Below are 13,067 nucleotides of genomic sequence, written 5' to 3' on the forward strand. Positions count from 1 at the left end.
AAAAACAAAAACAACAAGCAAAAGTGCTTGTTGTAAATTATTTAATTTGAAATTATTTAACTGTGGTTTTAGTTTTAATTTCTACTTCAACTCCACCGTTTTTCTTAACGTCTTTTTTAGCTTCGTTGAATTCTTTTTTAGCTTCTTTTTCGTCTGCTTTGTCTTCTTTTTTAGCAGCTTTATCAGCAGCGTTTACGTCTTTTTTGATGTCTTTTTTAACTTCTTTTACATCTTTTTTAACTTCGTGTTCTGCTTCTCTGTCAGCTTTGTCTTCAGCACGGTCAACTTTTTTAGCTGCATTAGCTAACTCTCTTTGTTGATCTTTCACTTGGTTTTCAGCTTTCTTTTCAGCTCTTTTTTCTTTTCAGTTTGTTCAAAATCCCATGATAGGTACCTCGATCTATATAATTTATTTATTTATATTTTATCAATTTTTATAGTTAAAAGATAAAAAATCAACAATTAAATAACTTCAATTGTTGATTTTCTGATTTATTAATTACAATGATGATTAATTAGCTGTTTCATCATCGTCATCATCATCTTTTCCTTCATCAAATAATGAAGTATTATCGCCAAAACTTGCAGGAACTGATTCATTGAATTTTCCTGTTCTGATGAAATCAAGAATTTCTTGAATGCTAATGATGTGGTCTGCAGCACGTTCTAGTTTTTTCAACTGACGTAATGATGTATATAAAAGAATTGCCATTTCATCACTATCAGCATGACGAATTTCAGAAATAATTTCTCCACGAGTTTTAACAAACTCATCGTTTACTTCTTTTTCAAAAGCATCAACTTTATTATTTAAGTCTGTATCGTAATGATCGATTAAAGTTGAAATCATATCTAACATTTTTAAAATAATGCTAAAGTTACTTTGAATTGCCTTGGTATATTTAACATCAGGTTTGTAGTCAACTAAGAAATAACAAATGTTTTTTGCATAGTCTGCAATTCTTTCAATTTCTCTAGCAATTAAAACTGAACCAATTGCTAGTCTTAAGTCACCAGCAACCATGTTTTGCTTAGCAATTTTTCACAAAGCAGTTTTAGTTAAATTGTTTTGCATATCATTAATCTTATGGTCATCTGAAATTACTTTTTCTGCTAATTGATAGTCATTGTTTTTAACAGCTTCATTTGTTTCTTCGTATTGTTTTTTGGTAGCGTTGATCATATTTTGTAAGTCACGTTTGATAACTAAGATATCATGATCTAAAATTTTATTTACTGACATTTTAATAAACCTCCTTATCCACTAAATCTTCCAGAAATGTAGTCCTCTGTTCTTTGATCTTTTGGATTGGTGAACATTTTCTTAGTTTTAGAAAACTCAACTAATTCTCCTTTTAAGAAGAATCCAGTATAGTTACTAATTCTTGTAGCTTGAGCCATTGAGTGAGTAACCATAATAATGGTGTAGTCTTTTTTCAAACTTAAAACTAATTCTTCTACTTTTAAAGTAGCAATTGGGTCAAGTGCACTTGTTGGTTCATCCATTAAAAGAATTTTTGGGTGCATTGCGATTGCTCTAGCGATACATAGACGTTGTTGTTGACCACCACTTAATCCTAAAGCAGGACCATTTAGGTTATCTTTAACTTCTTCTCATAAAGCAGATTTTTCTAAAGCATCTTGAACAAGTTGTTTTAGAACATTTTTATCTTTTACACCTTGTGATTTCGGACCATAAGCGACATTTTCAAAAATTGAAGTTGGGAATGGGTTTGCCTTTTGGAAAACCATTCCAACATCAGTTCTTAATTCAGTAACATCATATCCAGGAGCATAAATATTTTTATCAAATACTTCAATTTCTCCTTGGCTTACACTTCCATCAACTAAATCATTCATTCTATTGATTGCTCTTAGTAAAGTAGATTTCCCACATCCAGAAGGACCAATGAAAGTTGTTATAGTGTTTTCTTTGATGTCCATGTTGATATCAAATAACGCTTGTTTCTTACCTTTATTATAAAAGAAATTGAAATCTTTTATTTTAACTACAGTGTCTTTCTTGGTATTTCCAGGGGTTTTTTCTTTGTTTTCCACATCCCCATTAGCAATTTCAGTAGCAATCTTAGTTAATTCGTTTGCTTTTTCATCTTTTTTCTTGTGAAAATCAGCAAAGAATTTCTTAGTTTTGCATTCTTTTTTCTTTTTGTCTTTGCTAGGACGTTTCTTTTTAGGAACTCTAGCTATCTTTTCTTTTTTTTCTTTATTAGTCTTCATAACTTCGACGTTCCTCTCTTTCTTCTATGATTTTAATAATCTTTTTACGTTTTTTATTTTCGTAGTGAACTTCTTTTAAATGTTTGTATGAAAGTTTATGTCTGATAATTTTACAATTGTTTTTAAATTTGTTTCATCCATCTTTGAATCATTTAGCATAGTCAAAGTGAATTAGATTTGATCATCAGTTCTTTAATTTTATATATCATTTCAATGAACCAGTTTCTTTTTTGTTTGTCATTTTTCCACTTAATCAGTTTAAGAAGAAAACAAGAATCATAGTTACAAGTGAGAATAAGAAAGCAATTGAAGTTGCTTCTCCTCCTCCACCTTCTGAGGCTAACATATAAATTTCAGTAGTTAAGGTTGCACCAGATGCTAAGAATCCTTCACTAGGCATTCTTAAAGCAGTTCCTAATGTTAAGTAAACTGGAGCAGTTTCACCAATAATTTTAGCCATTCCTAAAATTACTCCAGTTACTAATCCATTCATGGCGTTTGGAATAGTAATTTTAAATAAAACTTTAACTTTACTTAATCCTAATCCATAACCAGCTTCTTTAATATTATTTGGCACTAATGATAAGGCATCTTCAAAGTTTGAAGTTAACATTGGAATTACAACAATCGCCATTGTTAATGATGAAGCAAAGATTGACATTGGTAACTTGAACATAATAATAAAGACGCTTAATCCAAAAATCCCAAACACAATTGATGGAGTTGAAGCTAATAAGTTAATCATGAATCTAATTAATTTAGTAAAGAATGATTTTTTATTAGCATATTCAGTTAAGTAGATTGCAGTCCCTAAAGCTAAAGGAATAGCAAAGATTAAAGTTGAAATAATTAATAAGATTGTTGTGAATAAGGCTGCAAAGATTCCAGCTTGTCCTTTAACAGTTACAAAGGCTTCAATGTGTTTTAACCCCATTAATCCTTTGATAATTACAACTCCAAAAATTCAAGCAGCAAAAGCTAAAACAATAATTGTTGAAGTTCACATAAAGAATAAAGCAATTCCAGATTTAACTGATTTAGAAGTTTTGTTTGCAGCTGAAGCTTTAACAATAGTTTTTAATTCATAGTCATTGAAAGCTTTATTTTCGTTGTTAACATCAACATCAATTTGAGCTGATCTATGAGGATTAACTTTAACTTTTTTCTTGTTATGGAAGTATTTTCTAATGTTGTCTGTATTAGAAACCAATAAAACAACTAAGTTAATAATGATAACTAAGATAAATAAGATTAATCCAATTGCGAATAAAGCAGATTCATGCAATGAACCAGCATTTTCTAAGATTTCTAATCCGATTGTTCCAGCTAAAGTTTTAACTGATGAAAAGATAAATCCGTTGAATCCATCATGAGTATTTAATCCAGCAGCTGAGTTACCAGCAATTAGGATTACAGCCATTGTTTCACCAATCACACGAGCCATACCCATGATTACAGCAGAGACAATTTTTGGTGTACTACTTCTTCTAACAATTCCAAAAGTTGTTTCTTCTTTTGAAATCCCTAAACCTAATGATGCATAACGATAAGCATCAGGAACATTTTGTAAAGCATTATAAGTTAATGACAACATAGTTGGTAAAGCCATAAATGATAAAGTAAATGACGCAGTCATTAAGTTACCATTAGTCATAGCTCCCATTGCCATAAACATCGGACCAATTTGATCAATTGCAAATAGTCCTCAAACAACTGATGGAATACCAGCCATTAATTTAATAACACCCATTACAAATTTCTGGGTTTTTTTACCCATATATTCTGAAATAAATAACGCAGAAAATAAGGTTAATGGTACAGCAAATAATAAAGCTATAACCATCATTAATAAGGTTGAAGCAATAATTCCCCCAATTCCATAATAAGAACCAGTAGTGTTGTCAGCACTTCAAGAATTATCAGGTCCAGGTTGTCATCTATCTACAAAGATAAATTTAAAGAATCCTTCTTTGTTAAAAATCTTTCCAGATTTCACAGCTACGAAAACTAAAATAATTAATAATAACGCAACTACAATTAAAGTTAAAAGATAAACAATCCCTTTAACTCCTATCTCTGAAGGCGTACGCTTCGGACGAGAAGAATTAGTTTTAAAATCAGGTTCGTTTTTATCAGGTTTTACTTCTTTTGACTTTTTATGGAATAAACCTTTAGAAGTCGAATGAACTTTATTCACTTTCTAATCCTCCTTTTTAAGAATTAATTGTTATTTGTTTTATGCTTTTGGAGTTCACTTAACTCCATCAAGTTCGAATGTTGGAGTTAATCCTTCAATTCGATATTGTTTTAGTTGATCGTTTTCAACATGTGTAACTTCATTAGCAACTTGTGCTTCGGCCATTCAAGCTATGAAGTTAGCAATTTTTTCCATATATTTTTCACTTAAATTAGCTTTGAATAAACCAATGTAAGGTCTGTTTAATGGATATTCTTTAAAATCTGTCATTTCTTCAGGAACAAATTTATCGCCTTTTAAATTTTTAATTGTTACAGTGTGTAATTCATTTCCACTATCTTTAATTGCATCAAGATAGTTTAATGAAAGATATCCAAATGATGATGCTCTTGTCATTTCTTGATACATCATTCCGTTTGAGTTTAAAACACTTGAATATTTAGTTGATGATTTGTCTTCATATAAACCCATTTGTTTTTCAAAAGAGTTACGAGTTCCTGAACCGGGTTCACGAGAGAATGATTGGAATTCATTTCTCTTTTTATCTTTTTCAAGTTCATCAATTGCATTTTGTTGTGCTTGAGTTTTAGTTTGTCCACTTTGTTGAACTAATTTTTCAGCAACTTGGCTTCAACTATTAAATTTGTTGTTTGGTCTTGAATAAATAAATTTGACCAATTCTTGAGATTTTTCATCGGCTATACCTTTTTCATTAACAGTAATAGTGAACATATCTCCAAAAGTATCTTTAAATATTTTAGGTGCATTATAGGTTAGGATAATTGAGTCTGTTGCTATTTTGATTGTGTGTAATTTGTCGCCAAATTCTCTAGTTTCATTTAGATAATTTGTGATTTCTTGACCATTTGTTAAGTTTGGTGATGGTTTTTTAACTTCATCTGGTTTGATGTAATCAATTGAACCATCATTTGGAATTTCTTTTGAGATAAATCCCATTTTATAAGCGTTTGAATTAACGTTTTTAACTCCACCTTGTGAACCTGATGAAGAGTAGATAAAACTTTCTTTTGACTCTTTACGATACTGATTTGTTAATCGTTGCATCACAGGGTCAACAGAAGTCGAACCACCAATACTAATGGCATTCTTAGGTGTAATTGCTGTTCAAATTCACAATCCGCAGATTGCAGCAATTATACAACTAAGGACTATAGCTGCTTTTTTACTCATTTAATCTCCTATTTCTAACCTTTAAATTAGACAATATTGCCTTATTTTATTTTTAGATAATACAAAGTAATTATATAGACTATTATCTCAAAAGCAAAAGAAAAAATGTCCCTTAGAATTTAAAAAAGGACATTTATTTTTATTATTAATAATTAATCTTCTTCTGCCATTTTCTTTGCATCGACTAATTTAATTTTAACGATTTTTGTAACTCCAGTTTGTTCCATAGTTACACCATATAAAACATCACAGTTTTCCATAGTTCCTTCACGGTGAGTAACAATGATGAATTGAGTATCGTTGGTAAAGTCTTTTATATATTTTGCAAAACGTTCAACATTAGCAGGATCTAATGGAGCTTCTGCTTCATCTAAGATTACTAATGGTAATGGTTTTACTTTTAAAATTGAGAATAAAACACTTAAAGCAACAAGTGATTTTTCTCCCCCGCTTAATAAGTTAATATTATTAATTTTCTTACCTGGTGGGTGCACTTTAATGTCAATTCCAGTTTCTAACATATTATCTGGATCTGTATAAATTAATTCAGCAGTTCCTCCACCAAACAATTTAGCAAATGAATTAGGTAATGCTTCATTTACTTGATCAACAACACCTTTAAATTGTTTAATCATTTGTTCATCCATTTCAGCAATCACACTTTGTAATTTATCTGCTGCGTCTTGAACTTCACTACGAGTTTTTTCATAGTGATCGTAGTTTTCTTTTTCAGTTGCATAATCTTGAATAGCATCAAGATTAATGTTTCCTAAAGCTTCGATTTCTTGTTTTAAAGTAGCAATTCTTTCACGAATATCATTAATGTTTTCTTCGTTAATTTCAATTACTTCAAAATCTGGTGAAAGAACTGTTTCAATAGTTAATTGGTATTTTTCATTTAAACGTTCTTCCATTTGACGAATACGACTTTTTAATTCCATATCTTCATAATTCAAAGCAGAATTTTTTTCTTTTAAGTCATCAAGCTCTTTACGTTTAGCACCATTTATTTGACTTAATTCAGATTGACGAGAAGCGTATTTAGCACGGTCTGCATTCATTTCGTTAATGCGTGTTTGAATAGTTTCAAGTTTATTTTCTAAACCATTCATCTCACGAGAAATCTTGATTGATTCAAGTTCATTATCACCACGAGTTCCACCTTCTAAATCTTGGTTAGTTAAAAGACGATAAGCATCATTTAATTCAATCATTTGTTTAGTTAAGTTTCTTTCTTCACTAATTGAAGTTGCAACTTGACTATTCAATGAATCAACTAAACCTTTTTGTTTTTCACGACCAATTCGATAGTCATTTAAATCTTTAGTTAAGTTATCTTCTTTTTGTTCTAATTCATCAATCATATTTTGAACATTTGAAGTATCATTTTTTTCAATTGCAGAAAATAAGTTTTGATTTTGAGACTTACCAGCTTGAACAGCTCCTCTTGGTAAAATCTTTTCTCCATTTAAAGTTACAATTGGAAAACGATAATCAATTTTACGAGCCATGGTTGAAGCATTATCGTAGTTGTCACAAATGATAACTGAACCAAGCGCATAATCAACAGCTACTTGATAATCACTATTAGTTTCAGCAATTTCGTTTCCAAAACCAACAAATCCGTCACATTGTTCAATAATATTTCTATTAACTCCAGAAATTGTATTTGGAGAAAGTGCATTTAAAGGCAAGAAACTTACTCTTCCAATTGGATTATTATTTAAGAATTTAATTGCAGATTTAACAGCGTCATTTGTTTTTGTTACAACTGCATTTAATAACCCTCCACCAGCTGCAATTGAGATTGCTACTTGGTATTCTGGTTCAACGTGGATTAAGTTAATTAGTTTATCAATAATTCCTGGAATTTGTGTACTTTGAGCAACAACTGCATCAGCAGCGCTACGAGAATTACGACTGTTTTTTTGAATATTTTCTAACTTAATTTCAGCTCTCATGATTTGATCTTTAATAGTTTGAATTTGATCATGAGTTTGTTCGAATTTTTCATCATAATAATCATATTGTTCTTTAGCTTTATTAAGTTCTTGTTTAGAAGTTTCACTTTTAGCTCTTTCAGCTTCAAGTTTAATTTTTTGTTCTTGATATTCTTTTTTAATTTTTGTAGCTTTAGCATTATCAGCATCAAGATTACGATCTTTTTCAGCTTCTAATTTTTCAGCAGCAGCTTTGTTGTCTCTTAACTGATTAATACGTTTTCTTAATTGTTCTGCTTGAGTTGATAGGTCTTGAAATTCTTTTTCAAAATCAGCTGTGTTTTTGGCAATTGCTTGAAATTCACTATCAGAACTATTAACAGCGTTTGCTAATTCTTTAATTCTTCTATTAAATTCAGTAACATCAGCTGAGATTTCATCTAAACGTTGTTGATAAACAATTAAATCGTTATGAATAACTGTTGTTTCAATCTTAGATAGCTCTTTTGATTTTTCTTGATAAGTTAAAGCTTTTTCAGCTTGTTTTTTCAATTTTGGAATACGAATTTCAATTTGATGAACAATATCATTAACTCGATCAAGATTTTCTTGAGTCTTAATTAATTTAGTTAAGGCTTCTTGTTTTCTTTTTTTGTACTTAGCAACACCAGCAGCTTCATTGAATAATTCACGTCTAGCTTCTGGTTTTGCTTCTGCAAAGTTACTAATTGTTCCTTGAGAAATAATTGCTAATGATGATTTTGTTAAACCAGTTTCTAAAGCAATATCTTGAATTTCTTTTAGTTTTGCTTTTTCACCATTAATAAAAAATTCACTTTCTCTTTTTTTCTTATCAAAAGTTCTAGTGATTTCAACAATGTCATCATCAATTGTTGAGAAATTATTTCTAGCATTACTAAAAGTTAAAGTAACTTTAGCTTTTGTTAATGGTTGTTTGTTTGCACTCCCAGAAAAAACAATGTCATCCATTGATTTTCCACGAAGTGATTTATTACTTTGTTCTCCCAAAGCTCATCTAATTGCATCAGTGATATTTGATTTTCCAGATCCATTTGGACCAACAACCCCAATCATTTCACTTGTAAAATCTAACCTTGTTGGTTCTGCAAAAGATTTAAACCCATGGGCATATAGAGATTTTAAAAATAACATTTTAACTTAATGTCTCCTTTAATATAGTTTCATTTTAATACTTACTAACATTATAACAAACCCTTAGGGGTTCATTGGTATTGAAGCAAATAAAAACGGCTTATTTAAGCCGTTATTTTAATTATTTAACCCTTAATTTGTTTAAACAATTTTTAGCTGCTTCTTGTTCTGCATGTTGTTTTGAATAACCTTTACCTTCACCAAAAGTTTGGTTATCTAATTTGACATCGACAATATATTCGATGTTGTTGTTTTCAACTGATTTTTGAGATTTAACAACATATTGTAAATCGTTTCTATTTTCAGCTTGTAACAATTCTTGAAGTTCAGATTTATAGTCTCTGATTGAATCAAGATATTCTGGTTCAGAAATATATTTGATTAAAGTTTCTTTTAATCATTTTTTAATTACTTCATCAGGATTATTATCTTCATTATCTAAATAAATAGCTGCAGTAGTTGATTCAAACACATCAGCTAAGATTGATGGTTTTTCTCTACCTCCACTAGCTTCTTCACCGTTTCCTAAACGAATAAAACGGTTTAACCCAATTTGTTTTGTTACAGAAGCTAGTGTTTCTTCTCTAACAGCATTTGAACGTTCCTTAGTTAATTTACCTTCATCAATTTTTGGAAGATTCTTATAAAAGTATAATGACATATGTTTTTGTAAAATTGCATCTCCTAAAAATTCTAAACGTTGATAAGTATAAGGCTTTTTCTTTTCGTTTGCATATGAGTTATGAGTTAAGGCCTGATCGAATAAATTATGATTATTTACTTTAATTTTGAAATTGCTTTCAAAATATTTTGTAAAATCATCATTTGCTTTAGATTGATTATTTTTCGTTGCCATCAATAATATATCCTTTCATACCAATTGTTAATTTATCTAGAACTTGATTTTGAACAGCATCATATGTCATTCTCAAAGTTGCTCCAAATGATTGTAAATCACTAGAACCATGAGATTTAAAGACAATCCCATTAATCCCAATTAAAATAGCTCCAGCGTGATTTTTATAATTAAATTTTTTACCAATTGCTTTAAATGTTGGAATCATTTGTAAAACAGCTAATTTTCTTCATCAGTGTTTTTTAACTTGTGATTTTAATTCATGACCAACACTTCTAGCAACACCCTCAGCTGTTTTTAAAGCGATATTTCCAGTAAATCCGTCAGTTACCATAATATCAACAACTCCATTTAGAATTTCTCTTGGTTCGATGTTTCCATAGAAATTAATTGTTTTATCAGCTTCTAATAATTTATATGCTGATTTTTGTAATTCTTTTCCTTTTGAAGCTTCTTCTCCAATGTTCATTAATCCAACCATTGGTTTTTCAACCCCATTAACAGCAGTTGCATAAACACTTGCCATTTGACTAAATTGTAATAGTTCTTCAGCAGTGTTGTCTAAATTAGCTCCAGCATCAAGTAGTTGTAAAACTTTACCATCAACAGTTGATGGAATTGTTGGCATAAATGCTGAACGTTTAACTCCAGGAATATTTCCAATAATAGTTTGTGCACCAGCAATAAAAGCAGCACTAGAACCAGCAGTTAACATCGCATCAACTTTTTTATCTCTAACCATTTCTAAAGTACGGACAATTGAAGCATCTTTTTTACGTCTAATATCTAAAATTGATCCGTGAGAATCGATAACTTCGGTTGTTTTGAATATAGAAAAGCTATCTTTATTAACTTTTTTATATTTAGGTAAATGTTTATCAATTGCTTGATTAATTTCTTTTTCATCACCAACAAAAATTAATTCTAAATCTTGATGGGTTTCTAAGAATTTTAATCCAGCTTCAATAGCAACATCAGCGCCATTATCAGAACCCATTACATCGAATGCTATTTTAATCATAAAATCACTCTTTTCTAGTCTAATTATAACAATAAAAAAAGAATCGAAAGGTTTGTCCTTTCGATTCTTAGGGTTAGTATTATTCAATTCCGATAATGAATGAGTAAACTTTTTGTCCACCGTCAACAATTTCGTATTCAACACTGAAATTATCATCTAGGAATTTTTTAAGTTCGTCAATATCAGATTCTTTTGCATCTTCACCTGTAAAGATTGTTAAGATTTCAACATCCTTATTAATATGTTTTGCTAAATCCTTTGAGAAAACATCTTTAACTGAGTCTTCTGCTGCAACAATTTTATTATCAACAATAGCCATTTGTTGACCATTTTTAATAGTTACACCATCAGATAATGAATCTTTTGCTGCTTGAGCAATACTAAATGAAACAACATTTTTTAAAGCTTTAGTTACGTTTTTAGTGTTTGTAGCAACAGTTCCATCAGGATCAATTGATAAAGCAGCAGTTACTCCTTGCGGAATAGTTTTAGTTGGAATAACAACAATTTTTGATTGTTTTTCTTCTTCTGCTGCTTGATTAGCAGTCAAGATAACATTTGAGTTATTAGGCATTACATAAACTGTTTTAGCATCCACTTGAGCGATTGCTTCAATAAAATCAGTTGTTGAAGGATTCATTTTTCCTCCACCATCAATTGCAATATCAACACCAAGTTCTTTTTCAAAGTAATCTTTTTGCTCAGGAGATTGCACAACAGCGATGGTTGCTAAAGGGAGGGCTAATTTACGTTCTTGTTTAACATCAGAAGATTCTTTTCATCCTTTAACTTGACGATCAGCTTGTAAATTCATGTTTTCAATTTTTAAAGTTCTAAAATCTCCAAATTCTTGTAAGTAAGTTAAAACTTCTCCAGGATTTAAAGCATGAGTATGAACTTTTAAAATATCATCATCAATAACAACAACCATTGATTTATTATTGAATTTTTCCAGTTGGTCACGAATAGTTGAAACCTTTAAATTATTAATAAAAGGTTTAGCTAAATCAACAATAGCTTCAGTACAATAACCAAATTCAGGTTCTCCACCTAAATCCATTTCAAGGTTTCCACCATTATTTTCTTCAAGTTTAAGCTTTTGTTGAACTGGTCTTCCCTTTTGAACGTATTGATTCATACCTTCAAGGAATTTAACTAATCCATATCCTCCACTATCAACAACACCAACATCTTTTAATTGTTTTAATAAGTTCGGAGTGTTATCAAGTGATTTGTTAGCTTCTTTTACAACTTGAGTTCAGAATTTTTTAATATCTGTGTTGTCTGGAATTTTATTTGCACCTTCTGCAGTTTCGCGAATAACAGTTAAAATTGTTCCTTCAACTGGATTCATAACAGCAGTATAAGCAACATTTGAAGCTTCAGTGAATCCTTTTTTTCATTCTTGAACTGATAAGTCTTTTGCATCAGCCATTCCTTTTGAGAACCCTTTAACGATTTGAGAAAAAATTACTCCAGAGTTTCCTCTAGCTCCCATGATTAATCCTCTTGCAAATGCTGAAAGTTCTTCACCAATTGATTTAAAGTTTTCATTTTCAATGGCTTTATAACCATTTGTAGCAGTTAAGTTCATGTTAGTACCAGTATCTCCATCGGGAACTGGGAAAACATTTAACTTATCAATGTGTGGGTAATAATTATGTAAATTATTAACACCACTTAAGATCATTAATTTCAAATACTGCACTTTATTCATTTTTTCCACCCTGCTCAATTCTAATCATTTCTAAGTTCTTAAAAAATGATTGCTTTTATATATAATGAATTTCTCTTGGTAATTTTGTTAAACATCTTCAAACTTCTTTATTAACGTTTAAAATATCTCTTAGTTTAAAGTTTTTAAACCTTTAAACCCTAAAGACATTTTATTTATTAGTTAAAGTTTTGAAAGTCTAATAAAAAATAATTATTGATATTTTATCAGTAATCAAGACTTCGATTAGGCATTATGCCCCATCTTTTCTAATTCATTTTAACATATTTATAAACCAGAATGACTTATATAACCCTTAATAGTTGTTAAAAAGTTTCATTTTGAGAGTTTTTTCTAAAGATTATATCTATTGTGTCATTTATAACTATTATAAATAAAGTTTTATAACAAAGAATATTTTTGTTTATTTAGTTGCATATTTTTGTTATTTTCTTTAAAATAAGTTAGTATTTTGAAATGTTTATAGGTTTAAATTCTTTTAAAATATTTTAAAAAATGAGAGGTGAAATAAAATGGCAAGAAAAGACGATTTAACAGGTAAAGGTGCACTTTCTGGTAACAATAGATCTCACGCATTAAATGCTACTAAAAGAAAATGAAACGTAAACCTACAAAAAGTTAAAGTTGTGGATGAAAAAGGTAACGTTAAAACAATTAAAGTATCTGCTCGTACATTAAGAACACTTAAAAAAGCTGAAAAATTAGCTTAATAATAA

At 29.7% G+C, this 13,067-nt stretch carries 10 protein-coding genes; 1 reads left to right on the forward strand and 9 read right to left on the reverse strand.

The window, feature by feature from the left end; all coding sequences use genetic code 4:
- Nucleotides 1-52: 52 nt before the first annotated feature.
- The 9 genes from CP520_RS03705 to CP520_RS02070 form a co-directional block, all read right to left on the reverse strand.
- On the reverse strand, nucleotides 53-385 hold the full coding sequence (locus CP520_RS03705) for a hypothetical protein (protein WP_157755775.1): 333 nt from the start codon (nucleotides 383-385) through the stop codon (nucleotides 53-55).
- A 126-nt stretch (nucleotides 386-511) separates the two neighbouring features.
- Nucleotides 512-1,243, reverse strand: a complete 732-nt coding sequence (gene phoU / locus CP520_RS02035; protein ID WP_096862814.1) for a phosphate signaling complex protein PhoU — start codon at nucleotides 1,241-1,243, stop codon at nucleotides 512-514.
- Nucleotides 1,244-1,257: 14 nt separating this feature from the next.
- Nucleotides 1,258-2,238 (reverse strand): phosphate ABC transporter ATP-binding protein PstB, encoded by a 981-nt coding sequence (gene pstB / locus CP520_RS02040; protein WP_096862815.1) that lies wholly within the window; start codon nucleotides 2,236-2,238, stop codon nucleotides 1,258-1,260.
- Nucleotides 2,228-4,435 (reverse strand): phosphate ABC transporter permease PstA, encoded by a 2,208-nt coding sequence (gene pstA / locus CP520_RS02045; protein WP_211276328.1) that lies wholly within the window; start codon nucleotides 4,433-4,435, stop codon nucleotides 2,228-2,230. The genes pstB and pstA overlap by 11 nt, the downstream gene beginning before the upstream one ends.
- 39 nt (nucleotides 4,436-4,474) lie before the next feature.
- Complete coding sequence (ptsS, locus tag CP520_RS02050) at nucleotides 4,475-5,626, reverse strand: phosphate ABC transporter substrate-binding protein (RefSeq protein ID WP_096862816.1); 1,152 nt, start codon at nucleotides 5,624-5,626, stop codon at nucleotides 4,475-4,477.
- Between the two features lie 152 nt (nucleotides 5,627-5,778).
- Nucleotides 5,779-8,739: an AAA family ATPase gene (locus CP520_RS02055; protein WP_096862817.1), complete on the reverse strand. Its 2,961-nt coding sequence runs from the start codon at nucleotides 8,737-8,739 to the stop codon at nucleotides 5,779-5,781.
- A gap of 121 nt (nucleotides 8,740-8,860) precedes the next feature.
- Complete coding sequence (gene rnc / locus CP520_RS02060; protein ID WP_096862818.1) at nucleotides 8,861-9,595, reverse strand: ribonuclease III; 735 nt, start codon at nucleotides 9,593-9,595, stop codon at nucleotides 8,861-8,863.
- A complete protein-coding gene (plsX, locus tag CP520_RS02065; protein ID WP_096862819.1) occupies nucleotides 9,579-10,616 on the reverse strand; it encodes a phosphate acyltransferase PlsX in 1,038 nt (345 codons plus the stop codon). The genes rnc and plsX overlap by 17 nt, the downstream gene beginning before the upstream one ends.
- 79 nt (nucleotides 10,617-10,695) lie before the next feature.
- Nucleotides 10,696-12,333: a DAK2 domain-containing protein gene (locus CP520_RS02070; RefSeq protein ID WP_096862820.1), complete on the reverse strand. Its 1,638-nt coding sequence runs from the start codon at nucleotides 12,331-12,333 to the stop codon at nucleotides 10,696-10,698.
- Between the two features lie 530 nt (nucleotides 12,334-12,863).
- Between CP520_RS02070 and rpmB the strand changes: the two genes are divergently transcribed.
- Nucleotides 12,864-13,061 (forward strand): 50S ribosomal protein L28, encoded by a 198-nt coding sequence (rpmB, locus tag CP520_RS02075; RefSeq protein ID WP_096862821.1) that lies wholly within the window; start codon nucleotides 12,864-12,866, stop codon nucleotides 13,059-13,061.
- The last annotated feature ends 6 nt before the right edge of the window (nucleotides 13,062-13,067 follow it).

It is taken from the genome of Mesoplasma lactucae ATCC 49193 (genome assembly GCF_002441935.1).
GTDB lineage: Bacteria > Bacillota_I > Bacilli_A > Mycoplasmatales > Mycoplasmataceae > Edwardiiplasma > Edwardiiplasma lactucae.